Source organism: Roseibium salinum, assembly GCF_026240905.1.
In the GTDB taxonomy this organism is placed as follows: domain Bacteria; phylum Pseudomonadota; class Alphaproteobacteria; order Rhizobiales; family Stappiaceae; genus Roseibium; species Roseibium salinum.
On record NZ_JAPEVI010000003.1, the window covers coordinates 3,697,838 to 3,718,093 of the forward strand.

General features: G+C 61.3%; 21 protein-coding genes, 1 tRNA gene and 1 pseudogene. 12 read left to right on the forward strand and 11 right to left on the reverse strand.

The features are described 5' to 3' along the window. Positions 1 to 12: 12 nt before the first annotated feature. The 3 genes from ON753_RS21690 to ON753_RS21700 are packed head-to-tail and all read right to left on the reverse strand — an operon-like array spanning position 13 to position 2,455. Complete coding sequence (locus ON753_RS21690; protein ID WP_265965372.1) at positions 13 to 1,005, reverse strand: MDR family oxidoreductase; 993 nt, start codon at positions 1,003 to 1,005, stop codon at positions 13 to 15. 24 nt (positions 1,006 to 1,029) lie between these two features. Next, positions 1,030 to 1,650, reverse strand: coding sequence for a DUF1326 domain-containing protein (locus ON753_RS21695; RefSeq protein ID WP_265965373.1), 621 nt, complete (start codon positions 1,648 to 1,650; stop codon positions 1,030 to 1,032). A 10-nt stretch (positions 1,651 to 1,660) separates the two neighbouring features. Further along, on the reverse strand, positions 1,661 to 2,455 hold the full coding sequence (locus ON753_RS21700) for a DUF2182 domain-containing protein (protein WP_265965375.1): 795 nt from the start codon (positions 2,453 to 2,455) through the stop codon (positions 1,661 to 1,663). Between the two features lie 150 nt (positions 2,456 to 2,605). Here ON753_RS21700 and ON753_RS21705 point away from each other — a divergent pair, with 150 nt between their 5' ends. Continuing rightward, positions 2,606 to 3,337, forward strand: a complete 732-nt coding sequence (locus tag ON753_RS21705; protein WP_265965378.1) for a FadR/GntR family transcriptional regulator — start codon at positions 2,606 to 2,608, stop codon at positions 3,335 to 3,337. 155 nt (positions 3,338 to 3,492) lie between these two features. Continuing rightward, positions 3,493 to 3,639, forward strand: a complete 147-nt coding sequence (locus ON753_RS21710; protein ID WP_265965381.1) for a hypothetical protein — start codon at positions 3,493 to 3,495, stop codon at positions 3,637 to 3,639. Between the two features lie 85 nt (positions 3,640 to 3,724). Here ON753_RS21710 and ON753_RS21715 read toward each other — a convergent pair whose 3' ends face one another. Next, positions 3,725 to 4,813: an AI-2E family transporter gene (locus tag ON753_RS21715; protein ID WP_265965382.1), complete on the reverse strand. Its 1,089-nt coding sequence runs from the start codon at positions 4,811 to 4,813 to the stop codon at positions 3,725 to 3,727. Positions 4,814 to 5,035: 222 nt separating this feature from the next. Between ON753_RS21715 and ON753_RS21720 the strand changes: the two genes are divergently transcribed. Beyond that, positions 5,036 to 5,251, forward strand: a complete 216-nt coding sequence (locus ON753_RS21720; protein ID WP_377047094.1) for a TFIIB-type zinc ribbon-containing protein — start codon at positions 5,036 to 5,038, stop codon at positions 5,249 to 5,251. 95 nt (positions 5,252 to 5,346) lie between these two features. On the opposite strand, the gene ON753_RS21725 is transcribed toward ON753_RS21720, so the two are convergent. Continuing rightward, positions 5,347 to 5,766: a hypothetical protein gene (locus tag ON753_RS21725; protein ID WP_265965385.1), complete on the reverse strand. Its 420-nt coding sequence runs from the start codon at positions 5,764 to 5,766 to the stop codon at positions 5,347 to 5,349. Positions 5,767 to 5,770: 4 nt separating this feature from the next. Continuing rightward, positions 5,771 to 6,097: a hypothetical protein gene (locus ON753_RS21730; RefSeq protein WP_265965387.1), complete on the reverse strand. Its 327-nt coding sequence runs from the start codon at positions 6,095 to 6,097 to the stop codon at positions 5,771 to 5,773. Positions 6,098 to 6,590: 493 nt separating this feature from the next. On the opposite strand from ON753_RS21730, the gene ON753_RS21735 reads away from it, so the two are divergent. From ON753_RS21735 to ON753_RS21750, 4 genes are all read left to right on the forward strand, one after another. Next, positions 6,591 to 7,295, forward strand: coding sequence for a phosphatase PAP2 family protein (locus ON753_RS21735; protein ID WP_265965389.1), 705 nt, complete (start codon positions 6,591 to 6,593; stop codon positions 7,293 to 7,295). A 79-nt stretch (positions 7,296 to 7,374) separates the two neighbouring features. After that, positions 7,375 to 8,301: an aldo/keto reductase gene (locus tag ON753_RS21740; RefSeq protein WP_377047095.1), complete on the forward strand. Its 927-nt coding sequence runs from the start codon at positions 7,375 to 7,377 to the stop codon at positions 8,299 to 8,301. After that, the gene (locus tag ON753_RS21745) at positions 8,301 to 9,008 is read left to right on the forward strand and encodes a DUF6064 family protein (RefSeq protein ID WP_265965392.1); all 708 of its coding nucleotides are present in this window, start codon (positions 8,301 to 8,303) and stop codon (positions 9,006 to 9,008) included. The genes ON753_RS21740 and ON753_RS21745 overlap by 1 nt, the downstream gene beginning before the upstream one ends. 117 nt (positions 9,009 to 9,125) lie before the next feature. Next, a complete protein-coding gene (locus ON753_RS21750; protein ID WP_265965393.1) occupies positions 9,126 to 10,304 on the forward strand; it encodes an AI-2E family transporter in 1,179 nt (392 codons plus the stop codon). 147 nt (positions 10,305 to 10,451) lie between these two features. On the opposite strand, the gene ON753_RS21755 is transcribed toward ON753_RS21750, so the two are convergent. Next, on the reverse strand, positions 10,452 to 11,441 hold the full coding sequence (locus tag ON753_RS21755) for an AraC family transcriptional regulator (protein WP_265965396.1): 990 nt from the start codon (positions 11,439 to 11,441) through the stop codon (positions 10,452 to 10,454). An 80-nt stretch (positions 11,442 to 11,521) separates the two neighbouring features. On the opposite strand from ON753_RS21755, the gene ON753_RS21760 reads away from it, so the two are divergent. Next, complete coding sequence (locus ON753_RS21760) at positions 11,522 to 12,706, forward strand: MFS transporter (protein WP_265965399.1); 1,185 nt, start codon at positions 11,522 to 11,524, stop codon at positions 12,704 to 12,706. Positions 12,707 to 12,867: 161 nt separating this feature from the next. On the opposite strand, the gene ON753_RS21765 is transcribed toward ON753_RS21760, so the two are convergent. Further along, complete coding sequence (locus tag ON753_RS21765) at positions 12,868 to 13,188, reverse strand: hypothetical protein (protein WP_265965402.1); 321 nt, start codon at positions 13,186 to 13,188, stop codon at positions 12,868 to 12,870. A gap of 485 nt (positions 13,189 to 13,673) precedes the next feature. On the opposite strand from ON753_RS21765, the gene ON753_RS21770 reads away from it, so the two are divergent. Next, positions 13,674 to 14,354: a hypothetical protein gene (locus tag ON753_RS21770; protein WP_265965405.1), complete on the forward strand. Its 681-nt coding sequence runs from the start codon at positions 13,674 to 13,676 to the stop codon at positions 14,352 to 14,354. A gap of 1,120 nt (positions 14,355 to 15,474) precedes the next feature. Here ON753_RS21770 and ON753_RS21775 read toward each other — a convergent pair. Next, a tRNA-Arg gene (locus ON753_RS21775) sits at positions 15,475 to 15,551 on the reverse strand. Between the two features lie 415 nt (positions 15,552 to 15,966). Between ON753_RS21775 and ON753_RS21780 the strand changes: the two genes are divergently transcribed. The 3 genes and pseudogenes from ON753_RS21780 to ON753_RS26760 all read left to right on the forward strand — a co-directional run bounded on the left by ON753_RS21780 (position 15,967) and on the right by ON753_RS26760 (position 18,194). Further along, entirely contained in the window at positions 15,967 to 16,689 is a 723-nt protein-coding gene (locus tag ON753_RS21780) for a hypothetical protein (protein WP_265965407.1), read from the forward strand. Positions 16,690 to 16,978: 289 nt separating this feature from the next. After that, positions 16,979 to 17,161, forward strand: a pseudogene (locus ON753_RS26755) (M48 family metalloprotease); the annotation flags it as partial. 136 nt (positions 17,162 to 17,297) lie between these two features. Continuing rightward, positions 17,298 to 18,194, forward strand: a complete 897-nt coding sequence (locus tag ON753_RS26760) for a M48 family metalloprotease (RefSeq protein WP_323054769.1) — start codon at positions 17,298 to 17,300, stop codon at positions 18,192 to 18,194. 115 nt (positions 18,195 to 18,309) lie between these two features. On the opposite strand, the gene ON753_RS21790 is transcribed toward ON753_RS26760, so the two are convergent. Together ON753_RS21790 and ON753_RS21795 are read right to left on the reverse strand one after the other, a co-directional pair. Further along, positions 18,310 to 19,173: an RNA polymerase factor sigma-32 gene (locus ON753_RS21790; RefSeq protein ID WP_265965409.1), complete on the reverse strand. Its 864-nt coding sequence runs from the start codon at positions 19,171 to 19,173 to the stop codon at positions 18,310 to 18,312. A gap of 467 nt (positions 19,174 to 19,640) precedes the next feature. Further along, complete coding sequence (locus ON753_RS21795; RefSeq protein ID WP_265965412.1) at positions 19,641 to 20,231, reverse strand: CarD family transcriptional regulator; 591 nt, start codon at positions 20,229 to 20,231, stop codon at positions 19,641 to 19,643. Positions 20,232 to 20,256 lie beyond the last annotated feature (25 nt).

Below are 20,256 nucleotides of genomic sequence, written 5' to 3' on the forward strand. Positions count from 1 at the left end.
CCCGCTCGTTGCTCAGGCGTTCACATCCACGACCACGCGGCCCTTGATCTGGCCCTTGAGAATATCCGCGCCCAGCTTCGGCAGGTCCTCAAGCGTTGCTGGCCGGATCATGGATTCCAGCTTTTCCATCGGTAGGTCCTTTGCCAGCCGTTCCCAGGCGCGCAGGCGAGCGTCGTAGGGCTTCATGACGCTGTCGATGCCGAGCAGATTGACGCCGCGCAGCAGGAAGGGAATGACGGTCGCCGGCAAGGCCGTTCCGCCCGCCAGTCCGACGGCGGCAACGGAGGCGCCGTATTTCATCTGTCCCAGAATCCGTGCCAGCATCGCTCCGCCGACGGCGTCGATGCATCCGGCCCAGGTTTCGCTCTCCAGGGGCCGCTTGACCGTCTCGGCAACATCGTCACGCGGGACAATGCGGCTGGCGCCGAGCGATTTCAGATAGTCCCAGGCGCCTTCCCGGCCGGTTACGGCGGCCACCTCGTAACCGAGATTGGCCAGGATGGCGGTTGCGACGGAGCCGACGCCGCCGGCTGCGCCGGTGATCAGAACCGGACCGTTTTCCGGCTTCAGCCCGTGCTCTTCCAGGGCCATGACGGCCAGCATCGCGGTGAAACCCGCCGTGCCGATGGCCATGGCGTTGCGCGTGGTCAGGCCGTCGGGCAGCGGCACCAGCCACTCGCCCTTGACGCTGGCCTTCTGGGCGTAGCCGCCCCACCAGGCTTCGCCGACCCGCCAGCCGGTGAGCACCACCTTGTCTCCGGGTCTGTACCAGTCGTCCGACGACTCCTCGACGGTGCCGGCGAAATCGATCCCCGGCACGTGCGGATAGGTCTTCACCAGGCCGCCGCCGGGGCCGAGGCACAGACCGTCCTTGTAGTTCAGCGTCGAATATTCGACGGCCACCGTAACGTTGCCGTCCGGCAGCCGGTTTTCGTCGATCTGTTCCACGGACGCGTGGGTCTTGCCGTCGGCGTCCTTGTCAACAATGAGGGCTTTGAACGTCATCAATCTTCCTCCAGTTCCAGCACCCTAGGCTTCCGCGGGCGGTCCCGACCAGTCGATCTGACAGATTTCCGCGCTTCGTCCGTCGAAATCCCAGACTCGGCCATAGGCCCGAACCCGTCCCTGCGTGGCGGTGGCGACGGTTATGTCCGGCCCCATCCAATATTCGGTGTTCCTGACAACAATGTCTTCATCCGGGTTGGCGCCGCGCACCGGCTCGACTTCTCCCTTGATGGCCTTGCCGACGATCAGGCGGCGCTTCTTGCCCTCGTTCGTGTATTCCACCGGCGCCCGTACCGCACCCAGGAACTCGCTGACCAGGACCCGGAACAGCCCCGTCGTTCCCTTGGCCTCGCCGGAGAAGATCCTGACAAGGCCGTCATAGGCGGCGTCGCTTGCCCGTTCATCAATGTACGCGGCGGCCTTCCAGTTCCCCCGGGCCATCAGTCCCGGGATTTCCAGCACCAGGCCGATGTTGAGGCCGGAAAGATCTTCGCCTTCGTAATGCCCTTCGTCGATGCGGACGCCAGCCCAGGCCTGGCAATAGCCTTCGGTCGGCGGGTGTTTTCCGAGCGAAACGACGCAGGGACAGAAAACCGTGCAATTGCAGTTCAGGATCAATTCGCCGCGAATGGCCCAGACGGACATCTGTTTCTCCCTAGATGATTGTTGTGAGAAGCGGCAGGGCGATCACGACCGCGCCTGCCAATAGAAGGAAAACCCCAAGCGGCGCGCTGATCTTGCTGCCGATCTGCGGCAGCTTTTCCAGCGTCATCAGCACCATGGCCAGACCCATGAAGGTGAGATTCATGGTGCCGCCGACAAAGGCCAGCAGCATCAGCGCCCAGCAGCAGCCGAGGCACACCGCGCCGAGGCGCAGGCCCAGCCGCAAAGCGCCGGCGGTTCCCGGCCGCCAGTGGCCGATGAAGAATGCCATCGGGCTCTGACAGGCGCTCAGGCAGGCGGCCTTCAGGGAACTGAACTGGTAGAGCCCGGCAAGGACCAGAAGCGCGCCGCTGAGGGCAGGCGACGCCGAGCGGCCGAGCGGCCAAAGCAGCTCCAGCGCCGAAAGCCGGATCTGAAGCAGCGCCGCAAGCGCGGAAAACCCCAGCCACACGGTCATATATCCGGCGACAAGGACCGCCAGCGACAAGGCGCTTGCGGCGTTGGTGCGGGTGAGATCCGAATAGGTTCGGAAGGCGGGAAAGGCGGTCGGGGCCATCATTGCGAGAGCCATCAGCGACCACATCAGCATGGCGGACGCATACCCCGTCTCGGCGGCAAGACCGGTGCAAAGCTGCAGAAAAGCCGCCATGCCGGGGTTGCTCCAGTCCGCCGGCGCGGCCACCTGCACCTGCATGACGAACAGTGCGCCCCATGCCGCCAGAACGGCGACGAAAAATGTCAGCCACAGAAAGCCGTGGCCATGCATCAGACGTTCAAGGGTCTTCACCCGTTCCTCCCAGATCGGTTGGCGCCTAGGCTGTTCCGCAGTCGGTCAAATGTCAAACATTTAATTGTCAGACATTTAGTTGTTTCCGATTGACCGTGTCGCGGTCCTTACCCTAGGATTTCCACATCCGCGAAATTGCTGGGGGACGCATTGGCCATTGAATTCAACACGATCCAGAAGGAAAACCTGTCGGTTCAGATTGCCAATGCGATCCGCAACGCTATTCTTGAAGGGCGCCTTGCCGGCGAAGAGCGTTTGCCGAGCGAAGCCGAACTCGCCGAACGGTTCGGCGTGTCCAGGTCAACCGTCCGCGAAGCGCTCAAGCGCCTTGCCGCGCAGAACCTGATCCGCAGTGAGCGCGGGTCGGCCGGAGGCGCCTTCGTCAACCGCATGACCTGGGCAGAGGCGCAAGCCAACCTGGTGACCACGACGCGGCTCCTGATCGGCATGAACGACATTCCGCTCGAGGATGCGATCGAAGCACGCTTCGCCTTGGAAGGGGCCGTGCTGCCCCTCGCCGTGGAAAACCGGACGGAAGATCATCTTCACGAGTTGCGGCTGGAAATCGCCCGCCAGCGGGGTCCGGAGACAAGCGACGAGGAGTTTTGCGCCTCCGATGTCACGTTTCATTCCACCATCGCCCGGGCTGCGGGCAATCCGATCCTGACCTTTCAGCTCTCGGCTGCTTTCGAAGCCGTGCAGCCGCTCATGAACATGCTGGTCTACCGCCTGCGCGACCGCGAGCGGATCGCCGATATTCACGAGGCACTTGCAAACGCGCTGGAAGCGCGCAACGACGCCGAAGCCGCCGCGCGGCTCGACGCCCTGTCGGCCTATACCAGGGAACTGGCGGTCCAGCGCCGCAATCCCCCGACAGCATGAAGGAAGCTCCTCAAAACAAGGCCGTTTCCAGCTTGATAACCTTACGGCATTGCTTCATCTGCTCCTAAAGTATAATATAGACTAAAGTCGAAAGAGATTCGGCGGGTCGGGACGGAGCCGTATGGGCCGTGCCGCATATTTGAGGAGCACTCAAGATGAAGTTCTGGAACCTAGCCGTTGTCGTTCTCGTGCTTGCCGGTGTCGCCGCCGTCAAATCAACGAACCCGAGCTATGAGCTGAACGACGTCTACACCTTCTCCGGCGTCCCGATCACGACACTCCACACGCCAGCGACGCCGTAACCGGCACGCGTCGCATGAGCGGCAAATGAAGCCCGTTGGTCGGAGCGATTTGTACCGCTGACGAAACGCGAGTAGCACCGCCGGTTCAGCGGTTCCCCTTTTCCTGTCCGAGCGGCTCGCCAAGAGCCTCTTCCACGTAAAGAGTGCGTACGAGCACGAAGACGGTGACCGTAAGCGGCCCTGCGAGAATGATTCCGGGAACGCCGAAGAGCGCGCCCATTGCCACCGCCGAGAGCAGGAACAGAGCCGGCGGCACCTTGACCATCTCGCGCTGTATCAGCGGAGAGATCAGGTTGGACTCGATCTGCTGCACGGCGAGATAAAGCCCGGCCGCCCACACAAGCGTGCCCCAGTCCTGGCTGAGCGCGAGCAGCAGGCCGGGGACGGCTCCGACGAAGGGGCCGATCATGGGGACGAATTCCGTAAGGAAGGCGAACAGCGCAAGTGCGAGTGGTGACGGCAGGCCGATGGCCCAGGCACCAAGCCCGACGAGAACGCCGACGAACAGCATCGAAATCAACTGCCCGATCAGCCAAAGCTTCAGGGCCCGCCCGGTCCTGTCCAGGGCCTTGCCGGCGCGGTCATGCTGTGCCGGCGGGACCAGCAGCGTGAGCCCGGTCCGGTAGACCCCGGGTTCGGCCGCCAGATACAGTCCGGCAATCGTCACCAGCACGAACCCCGTGACGGCCGCCGCCGCCGTTTGAACGAGGGTGGCGAGATCCCGCAGGATCCTGCCGAATACCCCTTCGAGAGTTCCGCCGAGGCGCCCGCCTGAACCGGCAATCTGAATTCCGAGCCGCTGCTCGAGCGTGTTGACCGCCTGCGGAAGCTGCTGAAGCAGGCCCGATGACTGGCTCCTGATGTCCGGCCAGCCCACCCAAAGGATCGCGCCGATCACCAGGATGATGACGCCGGTCGCAACTGCCAGCGACCAACGGTGACCGAGCGGGAGGAAGCGGCGTGTCGCGTCGGTGGCTGCAAGCAGCAGCGCCGCGACGACCACCGCGCCAAAAGCGATGATGACCGTATGGCGCAGGTGCCACGCCAGGAAGAAAAGGCTGGCGATGACCGCAACGACAAGCACGCGCTGCAGAAAACTGTCCCGATTCGGGCCCTTGTCGGTGCGGTTGGCGGGCGCTTTCCCGGCTTCGTCGGAGAGGGGGCCTTCCGTCACTGTGTGCCATTCCTTCCAGTGGCCTGAAGTAAAGTGAAACGATCAGGAACCGGCATTGTTCCGAGCCGGGCGATCGACCCCCGCGGACAAGCCTGTCTGCGCACGCCACGGGTCTCGAATTGAACAAAATGCTCATGACACCATATGGGGAACGGAATTCCGGTGACGAAACAGATGGAGAGCACGCAGATGCAATGTCCAGTCGACAATGAAACCCTTGTCATGACCGAGCGCAGCGGCGTTGAGATCGATTACTGCCCGAAATGCCGCGGCGTTTGGCTGGATCGCGGTGAACTGGACAAGATCATCGAGCGGTCGGCGCCCCCGCCGCAGCAGGTGCCGCGGCAGGAAGCCCACCGGCAGGAAAGCTACGGCCACGACAAAAAGCCGTACCGCAAGAAAAAGGAGTCTTTCCTGAGCGACCTGTTCGACTTCTGAAGACGCGGTAGGCTGCCGAGTGTGCCGGTCCGATACGCAGACCGGCACACTCATGATGATGCGGGAGCCGCACGGCGAAACGCGCCCAGGCCGCTTCAGGAAACAGCCATGGCGCCCTCGTGCCGGATGCTTACCGGCGCAATTGCCGCGGCCGCTGCCAGCCTGTCGGCAACCGCTTCGATATCCGGGTTTTGTGTGGCCGGGGCGAATGTCCGCGTCTTGCGGGCCGCGCGCACGAGCTTGAAAGCCAGTGCGAAGGCGGCAAGGCAGAGCAAGCCGAGCGCCAGGGCGCTGGGCAGACCGACCTCGGCGGCCTCGGCCCGCCAGTCGCTGGCGAATTTCGTCAGCTCCACGATGGCGAATGCGACAAGGGTGGTCCATACCAGACCGACCAGGGTGACCACGGCTTCGCCGTCGATCCTGCGGCCGGCAATGGACTTGCGGAACAGGTAATAGGCAAGGCCGAAGAGAATGGCGGCCGCGGCGGCCAGGACGGCTCCCGTGATGGCGTGCATCGCGTCACCCGATCCGTTCGCCGTGGCGGGACGGGGCCTGGCCATCCGGACCGAGCCGCCATGCGCCGGGGGCCGCCGTGCCGTCATCCTCCGGCGGCAACTGTGTCCAGGACGGCGAACTCCTGGAATGGTTCTCAGGGTTCGTTTCGGCGTCAAAGGCCAGCACGGCCACGGAAACGCAGGCCCACATCGTCGGCACGGCGACCGCCAGCGTCAGCAGGGCGAGCGGAACGAGCGCGAGCTTGAGATAGCCTCCGACCGCCCAGACCGTCATGCCGGCAAAGACGAGGATCAGAGTGTCGATGAGCACGGTTGCCGATACCACTTGCATGAGGCTGCTGAATGTCAGGATGCGGTGCCGGTGTTGGTTCACTGATTGAGATTGCTGAAAAGCGGGGCGCAGGTTGCGCATGATTCATCCTTCAACGGAGGGACGCCGCTGCGGTTCGGGATGTGCGTTTCCCTTGTCCGTGCCGGCGGCAAAGCCGGCATGGAGTGTTCATTTCCTGAACTGAGCTTGATCACGGAAAGAAAGGCGAAGACACAGAACCCACGAACCGATCCAGGCGCATGGAGACCCCTCCAAAGCCGTCCGAATGCAATTTCGGACGAAAACAGACCGTCTGAATACGCCGTTCGCGAACGTGTCTCCCGTCGCCGGCGGATCCCGGTCCGGCGCAGATGATATTCTTTCGCCAGGCGCGCGCAATTAGACGAAAAATATTCTCCGCGCCGCGTCCTGCGCCGTGAATTTGCCACGATCGCGAGCAGCATGCACGGACTGTGGCAAATTCCGGACATGCCCTTCAGGGACGGAGACCAGCTTGATTGAAAATCTCATCAGCCGCATCAGCCGCCGGGAATGGCCAATCGTCCTTGCCCTGCTGGTCGCCGCCTCGGCCCTGTGGGCATTCGTCGAACTCGTCGACGAGGTGACGGAGGGCAGCACGCAGGCCGTGGATCGAGCGCTGCTTCTTCTTCTGCGCAGTCCGCAGGACGCGTCCGATCCGCTCGGCCCGCAATGGTTCGAGGACATGATGCGCGATTTCACCGCGCTCGGCAGCACCGGCGTGCTTGTGCTCGTCACGCTGGCGGTGATCGGCTATTTCCTCATGCTCTCGCGGCCGAAGGCGGGGCTTGCGGTGTTCATCGCCGTCGGCGGCGGCCAGCTCCTGAGCACGGCGGTCAAGGTGCTCATCGACAGGCCCCGCCCGGATCTCGTTCCCCATGGCGACCATGTCGTCACCGCCAGCTTTCCAAGCGGACACTCCATGATGGCCGCTGTGGTCTATCTCACGCTCGCCGTCATGGTCGCGCGCCTGCGCCCGCAGTGGGCGGTCAAGGTCTACATTCTCTCCTGTGCCATGCTGATTACGCTTCTCGTCGGCATCAGCCGCGTCTATCTCGGCGTGCACTGGCCGACGGATGTCCTGGCCGGCTGGGCCGTCGGATCCGCCTGGGCGCTCCTGTGCTGGCTCGCCACCTTGTGGCTGCAGCGCAGAGGTACCTTGAGGCGCGGCTCGGGCTGAGGCCCGCAGGTTCATCCCGTGCGCCGATCCTGCACCCTTCACTTGCCCTGCGGCCGAAGCGCACCAAATTGGCTGTAACATGTCTCATCAGCGCCCAACACGCCGAGCGGTCCTTGCAGGTGGAGGTGCGTTCGCGGCTTCCGCCCTCGCGGCGATAAAACCTGCGCAGCCGCAGACCGGCACGTCAATGCGTGAAATCCCGTCCACCGGCGCGCAAATACCTGCCGTTGGCCTCGGCACATGGATCACCTTCAATGTCGGTCGTGACCCCGTGCTTCTGCAGCGCTCGACGCAGGTGATGCGTTCGTTCTTCGAGGCCGGTGGCCGCGTCATTGATTCCTCGCCCATGTACGGGTCGTCACAGGATACGCTCGGCCACGGCTTCGAACAGCTCGGCCGGCCCCGCGGACTGTTCGCCGCCGACAAGGTATGGACGTCATCGGGCGAGGAAGGGCCGGCACAGATCGAGCAATCCCGGCGCAAGTGGCGTGTGCCCGGGTTCGAACTGATGCAGGTTCACAACCTGCGCGCCTGGCAAGCGCATCTGCCGCAGCTCTTCGAGATGAAGCGGTCCGGCACGATAGGCCATGTCGGGATCACCACATCGGAAGGCCGGCGCCACGATCTGTTCGAGCAGATCATGCGCGCTGAGCCGCTCGATTTCGTCCAGGTCACCTACAACGTGCTTGATCGTGAGGTCGAGGAGCGCATCCTGCCGCTTGCCCGGGACCGGGGCATAGCCGTCATCGTCAACCGGCCGTTCAGGCAGGGCAGCCTCACGCGGCGGCTGGAGGGCCGTCCGCTGCCCGGCTGGGCCGGCGAGATCGGTGCTTCGACCTGGGCACAGTTCATCCTGAAATTCATCCTTTCGCACCCCGCCGTGACAGTCGTCATTCCGGCGACGACGCAGCCGGACCATGCGCGGGAGAACGTTCAGGCCGCATCCGGTCCGCTGCCCGGCGGCAAGATGCGCGAGCGGATGACAGCCTATGTGCAAGAGCTCTGATGTCGCAGTGGTGGACCTACCGGCCGGAAGATTTCCTGCTCTTTTCCGAGCAGGTCTATTGGCGTCTCTTCGCCCTCACCAACGCGGCCGTCTGGCCCTGGCCCGTCGCCGCACTGGCCCTCGGGGCCGCAATCCTCGCTCTGGCAATGATGCGCAGGGCGGTCGCCGATCGCCTGATCGCGGCGATACTGGCCGCCGGCTGGCTCGTCGTCGCCTGGGTCTTCTTCTGGAGCCGCTACCGGACGGTCAACTGGGCGGCTTCTTATGTTGCGCCGTTGTTTGTCCTGGAAGCCGCGCTGCTGTTCGTGATCGGCAGCATGCGCAACAACCTGTCGTTCCGTGTGACGAAAGACCCGGGCGTCATTCTCGGCCTGTTGCTGTTCGTCTATGCGCTCGCCATCCATCCGCTCACCGCGCTGGCTGCCGGCCGGCCCCTCGGGACGTCCGAGCTGTTTGCCGTCGCCCCCGATCCGACGGCGATCGGAACACTGGGGCTGCTGGCGGCGGCAAGAGGCGGTGCGGAGCGATGGTGGCTCCTGCCGGTTCCGTTTCTTTGGTGCCTGCTCAGCTGGGCGACGCTGGAAACGCTGGGAACCTGGGAGGGCCGGCTTGTGCTGGCATCGGCGGTCTGCGCGCTGTTCGCGCTGCTGCTGAACCGCAGTTCTGCACGAAAACCATTCCAGGGTACGGACACCGGGCCGCATTAGCCGAATTCTTCGCTGTGCGTGCGGCCTGCGGCGCGCGACAGAACTGCGCAGGTTTCGCTCTTGCAATATCTTGCGTCCCGTGGCTCTCATGCGCGGTGTCCTTGGAGCCTCCCGGTTATGCATCAGCGCGAAGATGACGTTACGAAGAGCCGCTCGGAGCCGCGCTGGCTTGGCGCGCCCGCGCCATCTCGCACTGCCCTGATCCCGGCAATATCGCTGGCGCGCTGGCTTCTGGTGCTTGTCCTTCTCGCCGGGATTTATTTCTTTCGCGACTTTCTCGTTCCGGTTCTTGCCGCGCTGGTCATCGGCTTTGCCAGCTGGCCGCTCTACAGGAAACTCCTGAAGCAGGTCGGGGGCAACCGGACAGCGGGCGCGACCATCGCCATTCTTCTGATCCTCGCTTTTCTCATCGTGCCGATCGTCCTGGCGATCGGCTTTGCGATCGAGGAGGTCCGCCTCTGGTTCGCCTGGGCGGTGCACGCGAACGAAACGGGGGAACCCACGCCCGAATGGATCGTCGCCCTGCCGGGCGTCGGCGAATGGCTGAGCAGGCAGTGGAGCCGGTATATCGGCGAACCGGGCGCGATCGGCGAGATGGTGCAGATCGTCAGCGGCGCCAATATCGGCAATATCTCCCGCGCGGTGCTGGCAGCCGGGACCGAGCTCTTCGACCTGTTCCTCACGCTGCTGTTCATGATGATCGTGCTGTTCTTCGTCTACCGCGACGGAGAGCGGTTCGTTGCCCAGCTCGATATGCTCGGCGATCGCATTCTGCCGGCGCGCTGGTCGCGGATTTCCCGGGTCGTTCCTGCAACGATCGGCTCCACCGTCACCGGCATGACGCTGATCGCCATCGGCGAAGGCATCGTGCTCGGCACCGCCTACTGGCTCGCCGGCGTGCCGTCACCGGTGACGCTCGGCGTTATCACCGGCTTCATGGCGCTTGTGCCCGGCGGCGCGCCGCTCTGCTTCACCCTTGTGTCGATCTATCTCATGGCGAGCGGATCGCCGGTCGCGGGTCTCGCGCTTCTTGCCTGGGGCAGTACCGAGCTCTTCATCGTCGACAAGACCTTGCGGCCAAGGCTGGTCGGCGGCCCGATCAAGCTGCCTTTCCTGCCGACCTTCTTCGGCCTCGTGGGCGGCGTGAAGACCATGGGCTTCCTCGGCCTGTTCGTCGGCCCGGTCCTGATGGCCCTGATCGTCGCCATTTGGCGCGAATGGGTGTTCGAGACCACGCGCACCGAGGTGCCTGCGGACGGTTCCGAAGCCAGTGATATTTCTAAGACGGAGCGCTGACCGCAGCTGCCAGGCTCGTATAATTGACTGATTCCGCTGGCGAAGTTTGCCGGCTGGTTCCTTGAAGCGGGAGGCGCCTCAGCTTGCCGGCGTTGAATGCAGTCGCTGCGGTCGCACGGATTTGGTGCCCCTCCGGTTCAGTCGGAGTTACCCGCCGGTCTGCGACCGCACTGCGCTCGGCGATACGCCAACGACCCGCTTGAAGGCCCGGCTAAAGGCGGCTTGTGAATTATACCCAAGCTTCTGCGCCACCCGGTCGATCGGCACGTGATCGCGTGCGATCCATTGCGTCGCCAATTGCATGCGCAGTTCGGTGAGGTATCGCACTGGCGTCATGCCGGTAACCGTCATGAATCGCTCGGCAAACACAGAGCGCGAACGACCCATCTCAGCGGCCAGTTCCGCCAGTGTCCAGTTGCGTCCGGGATCGCGATGCAGGGCCGCGATAACCCGCCCAAGCCTTGGGTCCCGCAACGCCTCTACCCATCCGCTCGCATCGCCGCAGCCGCATTCCACCCACGCCCGAACGATGGAGGCCGACACAACATCGGCCAGCCGCGCCAGGATTCCCGCATATCCGGCCCGCTCGGCCTCCGCCTCCCGCGCCATGGCCTCGAGCATGGGCAGAAGCTCCGGATAGCGGTCCAGGAGAGTCCCCACGAACATCGCCTCGGGCATAAGCGAAACGAGCGGATGCATCCCGCCCAGGTCGAACTCCATGCATCCGCTGAAGACCAACGCGCTGCTCGATGGGTCCTCCACAGCTGTACATGCGTTGATGCCGCTGATGTTCCCGCAAAGCGGGTCGGTCTTGTAGAGTGCTATATCCTCTTCCGGAATGCCCGGGTCAGAGACAAGCGCATGAATGCCGCCGCGAGGCAACAGCACCGCGTCGCCACTCTGCATCGCCCGCACCTCCCCCAGGGCATTGCGCAGATAGACCGGACCCCGCGACACGAAATGGAACTGCGCCCGGCCCGGCACGGTCGCAAACCGGAGCCCGAACGGCGGCGTGGCCAGGACGCGCTGATAGTGAACCCCGAGCAGCCGCATGCCCATGAGCAGTTCGCTCACAACATCCATGGAGATGCGCGGATTGTCAGCTGTGGACAGTGATTCAGACTTTCGATCATGCATTCCGGGATTACTGACATAGCGCGTCCGAGACGTCCACCCTACGTGTTGATCCCGATCTATCTCAACAAAGGATTCTCCCGATGAACGAGCCACACGGCAAACCCCGAGCCGAATGGGGCGCCGTCTTTTCCATGGGACTGGGCGTCTTCGGCCTGGTCACCTCCGAATTTCTCCCCGCCAGCCTCCTCACTCCCATGGCGGCAGACCTGAACATCACGGAAGGCATGGCCGGTCAGGCGGTCACGGCCACGGCCGCGGTTGCGCTAATGACGAGCCTCCTTCTGTCCACAATCATCCGCGGCGCCGACCGCCGCAACGTCCTGCTCGCCCTGTCGGTCCTCCTGATTGCATCGAACCTCATCGCCGCTTTCGCGCCAAATCTGCCACTGCTGCTCCTCGGACGCGTGCTCCTCGGCATCTCGCTTGGCGGCTTCTGGACCATGGCCACCGCCCTCGCCATGCGGCTGGTCCCGGAAGAGAATGTGCCCCGCGCGCTATCCATCATCTTCGCGGGCGTTTCCGGCGCTACTGTTCTGGCCGCCCCGGTTGGCAGCTTTCTCGGGGAGATCATCGGCTGGCGTAGCGTCTTTCTCATCGCTGCAGCCCTCGGTCTTCTGGCGCTGGCCGTGCAGTTCGCCACCCTGCCAAGTCTGAAACCGACCGGCCGGTCGAGCCTCAGGACCATCGGAGAAGTCCTTTCCCGTCCGAACGTCGGGCTGGGCATGATCGCGGTGACGTTCGTCTTCACCGGACATTTCGCGTTCTTCACCTATATCCGGCCCTTCCTCGAAACCGTCACTCGGGTCGACATCGGCACGGTCTCGATGATCCTCCTGGGCTTTGGGATCGCCAATTTTGCCGGCACCTTCCTCGCCGGTCCTCTCATCGCCCGCAGCCTTCGCCTCGCAATGATCGCTTCTCCGCTGCTGATGGGGCTGCTGGGTGCCGGGCTCGTCCTGTCGGGTACGGTAATGCTGCCCACTGCAGCCATGGTCGCCGTATGGGGCTTCGCCTTCGGTGTCGTGCCTGTCGCCTGGTCGACCTGGCTCACGCGCACCACCCCGGACCAGGCCGAAACCGCAGGTGGTCTTCTCGTTGCCGGCATCAACCTTGCCATTGCGACCGGCGCGGCCGCCGGCGGTGCCATCTTTGATGCCAGCGGGGCAACGAGCGTCTTCATGGCCAGCAGCATCACGCTGTTCGCCGCGGCCCTGCTCATACTCCTCGCCATCCGCCGCCCGCGCAGCACTCTGGCAACTGCGTAGGATCGTGATTAGGCCCGCTGCGTTGTGGCGCAGCGGGCCTGATTGCATTGATTGGATGCGCCTCTCCTCCGCCGATCCCGACACGATGGCAGCGGTTCGGTTCGAGGGCGGTTCATCCCGTTAGGTCAGGCCAGTTTGGAAACGGGGGATCCGCCTTCGCGTTATTCCGTTTCCCGCGACTTGGAACCTATGGGGTCGTAGCCGATCGTGTGCATCACGTCGTATAGGTTTTCCTGAATGTTCTGTACCTTGTCGCGAAGATCGGCGATGCGACTGTCCGTATCAATCTGCAAGGAATGAGCTGCTTCAACGTCATTCAGGACCGCGTCAAGCTTTACGTCGATAATTGAAATCTTGTCTTCAACGCCGGCAAGTTTGTCCAAAATCTTCTGCGTTCCGACCAGCCACCTTATGAAGGCAACGACGACAGCCAGAAATATAATGAAGAAAACAATTGCAAATAAAAAACTTGATTGATCCATTCGTTGGCCTCTTGAAGCTGCCAGACACGCGATGATTTGATGTCTCACGCGGCACTTAGTGCGTGGCGCTCTTGGTTGCCGTATCCAAGCAACCATCCGCATGGGTTTCAGCCATACCGGGTAACCCAAATCGACACAATGTCGGAGGCAGGCCACCTCTCAACGGAGTGGTTTGATCCCAAGCAGTTTTTCTGGTGCGTTCAGGCTCTTGATAGAGCCTTGTCGCGTTCGATAGGCCGGTCTCTGTTATGATTTCGGGTAAGGTGCAGTCGTCCTGTGAGACATGAAAGAAGACACCTCAAGGGTCGGTATCAGAAATAAAGAATCACAGTAGCGTACAGCGTGAATATCTTGTCGTTTCAAAGGCGAGCCAGCTGTCAACACATCGATTATGGCTGCGGGGTAAATTTGTGTCTGGAGAATTAGCAGACTGGTTGATTAGCGTAATCAGCAGTACAGGCCTGATCGGAGTTATCGGGTTCTTAATGCGCGAGACCATCGCCAAGTTTTTCTCAAAGGCTGTCGAACACCGTTTCGATAAAAAACTCGAATCTTTCAAAGCAGACATTCGTGACAATGAGAAAGAATTAGACCAAATAAGATCCTTTCTTGTTGCAGCCAGGAGCGCGCGCGATTCAGCGACCCAATCGAAACGGCTAGAAGCGGCGGAAATATTACTGCGGGCGAGACACGTACTTTCGCAACTGACAATGCTCGTCGAATATATGACCATTCTAAATACCGAGCAGATATTGAAAGACGGAAACAACACCAAGATTACCGAGTTCATTGAGGCTCTGGTTCAGCCGTTTGACGTCGACGGAAAGATGAAGCAGCTCGGAGAAATCGATAAGACAATGCCTAGATTATATCTAAGCGATAAGTCGCTGAGAATATTCGATGCCTACGAGAACATCATACTACAAGCAGTGATGATGATGAAGCTCTTTAGCACGCCACTCCCAGACAAGGGAAAACTATTAAAGGCTGGGAATCTTAGTGAAAAAGTGATCGAATTAGTGCCCAGTTCAAAGGAAGGATTTGATGAGTGGGGCGAAGATTATGCGTACCACTGGTCCAGGTATTTCCACGACGAGATTTTGCGTTCGCTCAGGCACGAAGTAGCCGGTACAGACGACCAAACGCGGGACATCGAGTTCTATTGAGCACCTCACAGTGGAAGCTCGTCGCGCACAAACGAATGTCCGCTTATCGCTGGCACAGGCGGGTTTGCCTGAGGAACTGATCAAATCAAACCCAAGTGGCGATTTGAGTTCGTTCTAGCTGAGAATGCTAAACCGTAGCTGGGCTCAGCATGCGCTTGCCTCTTTGTTATAGAGCCGGACTCAGCCTAATTTAAACAGCGCGTTAGAGCTCCTTTTGCCTAGCAGACGTCATACTGCGCCATCCGCGGCACAAATGCAGAAAGGCATTCAACTTGATCAAAGATCGGGAATTTGAGCCAACGTTTGACGGAGTTTGCAAGCTGCTCCATCTCGGGCACGGAAAAGGCGCCCCGTCACCGGAAGGTACGCTGAATAGACTTTTTCACGAACATCTAAAAGTGCACAAGCGCGATCTCGCGGACAATCCACCTATATTGTCGTCCGAGAATGCATTTGTAACCATGGAAGCATGGGCGAAACATGCAATACGTGACCTGGCGCCAAGATCGAAAAGCCGTGCCCCACGGCACGAACATTTTCCAGTTGTAATAGTGCGTTACCGTGGAGTTGATTGCCTGATCGACGGCGGAAGTCGCGCCCACAGATGGCATGAGGCAGGAGACACCGGTTCTCATCCGGCTTTTGTGGTATCTGTGCTGAGATCGTGATCAGAGGCCAGCCCATAGTTCGACTATCCTCGAACGAAATTGCCAGTGACTCATCATCTGAACTCAAAGCCCACTGATCGAGAAACTGTCTCGCAGGCTAGAGGCGTCCCCAAAATCTTGAATAATCAAAAGGTGATCAGATTGGCTTCAAATCGGTTAACTTCATCACGTAGTAAAGTCACTAAATCAAACATATAGCAAATGTTCATGTCGATTGGGAAGTATTAAAAGTTTACAGCAGCAAAAACAACAAAATTTGTAATGCTATATTTATTTTGAGTAAATCAGCACACTAATTCTATCTTTGGTGGTTCAGAGGTGCACTTGATCAACTGGATGAATTGCTATCAGTTGCGTCCTCTTCACCTTATTATAGATTTTTAATTACAAGACTGATGGCTTCTCGCATCAGTGATGCGACCCACAAGCTTCTGAAATATAAAAGAAAATATTGGTGACCCCGGCGCGATTCGAACGCGCGACCCTCAGATTAGGAATCTGATGCTCTATCCTGCTGAGCTACGGGGCCATGGAAAGCGTCGCTTAGCATGATTTGTTGCGCTTTGCGAGCCCTCTGGTGGGTGAGCGAGCAAAGTGGGGCAATATCCTGCAGAAAGTGACAGTGAATATTGCATGGCGGCAGAAAATCGGGCGTATTTTGCTGTTCTGTCTTGGACTTGCCTTATTCGCTGCTTAGCAACGGGTCATCTCAACCGTCTGCTTGCCGGTTCCGGGACGGATTGACTGTGTCGGCGGCGGGAATGCGGGAAAGGGTGTCCGGGGGGCGCTTGATAGTCAATATTGGAAGCCGGGAAAACGAACGGTGCGTCAGGCTGGCCGGTGCGAGGCTGGTTCTTTGCGTCAGCTGCGTCCTATTCGCGAATCAGTCAGTTCTGGCGGAAAGCCGCGATAAGCCGCTCGACCGGGCAGCCTATGAGGCCTGTGTGCCAGCCGGATCCACATCCGTCCCGGTGGTGCGCGACGAGGAGGGCGGCGTGTTCGCTTCCTCGGGAGAGCGCTATTTCGCCGGTGATCTCTACCGGCCGCGGAATGCGAGCGGCGCCCGGGACGACACGGCGGGGGCTGCAGCGCCGCGCCTCGAGGCGGTGCCTGCCGGGGAAGAAAACCGCTGGGGCCTGCGACCGGCCTGGATCGTCGTTGACGGCGGGAAAGGCAAACAGCTCCTCCAGGCGGTCCGGTTGCTGCGGGGCGAAGCGCTGTTTGCGCCCGATCGCGCAGAGGGCGCCTGCGCCGAGATCCTGCGGCAGGCCGAAGCGGAGGCCCGTTCGAAAAGCGCCGGCCTGTGGGGCGACAAGAACGCCGCGCCGATCTATTCGACAGCGAGGCCGGAGCCGCTCAAGAAGATGACGGGATATTACGTGATTGCGGCAGGACGCATCGTCAGCCTTGGAAAAACGGAACGTACCCGCTATCTAAACTTCGGAAACTACTGGAAAACAGACTTTACGGTCACGCTGAATGCCTCGGACGAGGCACTGTTTGATGCAGCCCTTGCCCCGTCGGGCTGGCAGGTGGATGCTCTGGCCGGGGCAAGCGTCGAATTGCGCGGCATCGTGCAGCAATGGGACGGCCCGCATATAGCGCTCCATCATCCGGAGCAGTTGGTGGTACTTGAGGATAAAAGGGCAGCACGTGGCGGCCGATAAAGGAACCGAATTCCGTCCCTCTCATTTCGGGAGGCCCGCGAGAGTGATCCGCGGCGTTCCGCGCGGCTGGCTGCGCGGTGCGGCGGCTTGCGGCCTGGTGCTTCTGGTCTCGGCCTGTCAGTTTCTCGGTGACGGCGCGACGGTCGGCACGGTTGCTCCGGGAACCCTGCGTCCGAACCTTGCAAATGATATCGGCGAGCGCGAGCATCCGCGTGTCGTGGCCACCTATGGCGGGGTCTACAAGGATGCGGGTGCCGAGCGGGCCGTTGCCAGTGTCGTCGGCCGGCTGGTGGCCGCCTCGGACGATCCTTCGCAAAGCTACAAGATCACGATCCTGAATTCGCCGGCGATCAACGCCTTCGCCCTGCCCGGCGGCTATCTTTATGTCACCCGCGGCCTGCTGGCCCTGGCAAACGATACGTCCGAAGTGGCCGCCGTCCTGGCCCACGAGATGGCCCATGTCACCGCCAATCACGCCATCAAGCGCCAGGAACGGGCGGAAGCAAAGCAGCTTGCCAACAAGATCCTGACCGACGTGGTGCAGGATCTCGGAAGAAGCGCGCCAGGCGCTGGTCTCCTCCCAGCTTTCCTTTGCAAGGTTCAGCCAGGTGCAGGAGCTGGAGGCCGATGCCATTGGTGTCAGAACCCTGGCCAATGCCGGCTTCGACCCCTATGCCGCATCCAGGTTCCTGAGATCCATGGCGGCCTTTGCCGCTTACCAGTCGGCGGACAAGGGATCTTCCTCCGCTCCGGACTTCCTGTCTTCGCATCCCTCGACGCCCGAACGGCTGCAGATTGCCGTGCGTTCGGCCCGCCAGATCGGTGCGCCGGGTATCGGCGAACGGGACCGGCAACGCTATCTCAGTCAGATCGACGGCATGCTCTTCGGCGATGATCCCCTGGAGGGGTTCGTTCGCGGCCGCTCGTTCCTGCACAAGGCGCTGGGGATCAGCTTTACGGTTCCCTCGGGCTATATTCTCGAAAATTCCCCGGAAGCGGTGCTTGCCAGCAACGGCGAGGGGACCGCGATCCGGTTCGACGGCGCGGATATCAGCGGTTATTCCGATCTCGTCGACTATATGACCTCCGGCTGGATCAACGGTCTCCTGCCGCAAAGCGTGCGGCAGACCACGATCAACGGACTGCCCGGCGTAACAGGCTCGGCCATCACCCAGGGCTGGTCTTTCCGCATCGCGGTGCTGCGCATCGGCCGAACCGGTTACCGGTTCATATTCGCCAGCCGGTCGCCCAACGACACCTTCGACAAGGATTTCCACCAGACGGTCGAAAGCTTCAGCCAGCTGACACCGACCGAAAGGGCACGCCTCCAGTCGCTGCGGATCAAGGTGGTGTCGTCCAAGCCCGGCGACACCGCGCGCAAGCTGGCGATCGGCATGAGCGGCGTCGAGCCTTCACGGCGCCTGGAGTTCTTCACCATCCTGAACGATCTCAGCGCCGAGAAGCCGATTCCGGTGGGAACAGCCGTGAAATTGGTGGTCGACTAGGCTGAAATGCTCGAGTGGGCTCGCGCCCGCAAACGCATCACCCGCCGTCGGCGAGCCGGACGGCGGGTGAGGCTGGCTCTGCATTGCATTTGTTCGCAGGCGATATCCGAAGCATTCAGACGCGATACACCGCCTGATCCGGCTGTGCCGCCAGCAGGGCGGATTTGAGCTTTTCCATCGCCCGGCTTTCGATCTGGCGAACGCGTTCCTTGGATATGCCCAGCTTTTCGCCGAGGGATTCCAACGTGGCGCCTTCCTCGGTGAGGCGCCGCTCACGCACGATTTTCAGTTCGCGCTCGCTCAGCACTTCAAGCGCGGAGGACAGCCATTTGTGCCGGCGTTCCGCGTCGATGTTGCCGGTGACGATCTCATCCGGCAGGGGCGCGTCGGAGACGAGGAAGTCCTGCCTGTCCGCGCTCGAGCCGTCACTGTCGGTCACCGGCGCGTTGAGGGAGGTGTCCGGTCCGGAGAGCCGCGCGTTCATCAGGGCCACATCGGACTGCTTGACGCCAATGGCGTCGGCGATCTTCCGGTGCAGCTCGCTGTCGGACAGCGGAGTCTGATTGTTGGAGAGCTTGGCGCGCAGCCGCCGCAGGTTGAAGAACAGCGCCTTCTGGGAGGACGAGGTTCCGCCGCGGACGATCGACCAGTTGCGCAGGATATAGTCCTGTATCGAGGCGCGGATCCACCAGGTGGCATAGGTGGAAAACCGCACTTCCCGTTCCGGTTCGAAGCGCGCGGCCGCTTCCAACAGCCCGACATGGCCTTCCTGAATCAGATCGCCGAGCGACAGGCCGAAATTGCGGAAGCGGGATGCAACCGCGATGACCAGACGCATGTGAGACAGGGAGAGCTTCTCAAGCGCTTTTTCATCCCGCTGATGTCGCCATCGGATCGCCAGCTTCAGCTCTTCCTCACGCGTGAGGTAGGGCGCTTTCATGGCTGCCTGAACCAGCTTGCGTTTTTCATTCAAGGACATGACCGACGCTCCGATGTCTAATCGGGGGGTAATTTCACACCTATACGCAGGTTAGAGCACTTCGGACTACCGCAGGGGCAGAATTTTTGCACATCTGCGTGATGTGTTCGCGAGCAGTGGCCCGCACCGCCCGATTTCGCATCATCCGGCCGGAAACCGCAGCGGTTACGAGGCGCTCGGGCGCCGTCGTGGGCCTTGATCAGCAGACGTTCAACCGATTCGATCGAAAGTCCAATTGCTGAACGATATTCAAGTGTTAGGGCGTCCTGCCGGCATTCCCCGGAATGCTGAAAGGCGCACTAGTGGAACGCCGGAAAGCTGCCAGGGTTCCATTTGACCGGTTGATTCAATCACCGCGAGCATAAACGGGTTGCACCGATCATCTTGCCTTGGGTGCGGCCCGTCAACAAAAAGGGCCCGGATTTCTCCGGGCCCTGCAAATTTCCAGTGAGGCAGAGGCCCCGTTGTCAGGCGGCTTCTTCCTTGCCGTCTTCCTCTTCCACATCGGCTTCAGCGGCGGCTGCAGCCTTGAGGCGGCTCGGAGATTTAGCCAGGTTCTGTTCGATCTGCTTGACCGCTTCGGTTTCCGAACATTTGTTCACGGCTGCGATTTCGCGTGCCATACGGTCGAGTGCAGCTTCATAGAGCTGGCGTTCGGAATAGGACTGCTCCGGCTGGCTGTCAGACCGGAACAGGTCGCGGACCACTTCGGAGATCGCGTTCAGGTCGCCGGAATTGATCTTCGCTTCATATTCCTGCGCGCGGCGGCTCCACATGGTGCGCTTGACCCGCGGGCGGCCCTGTACGGTTTCCAGGGCCTTCTTGACCGCTGCCGGATCGCCGAGCTTGCGCATGCCGACGGATGCGATCTTGGCAATCGGGACACGAAGGGTCATCTTGTCCTGTTCAAAAACGATGACGAGCAACTCCAAAGAGTGACCTGCAACGTTCTGTTCTTCAATGGCGGTAATCTGCCCGACGCCGTGAGCCGGGTATACGATGTACTCGCCGGTTTTGAACCCTTGACGCTGCGCGGTCTTTTTGGTGTTCATTGCCATGCTCGTATTCTCTCCTGCGCAGTTG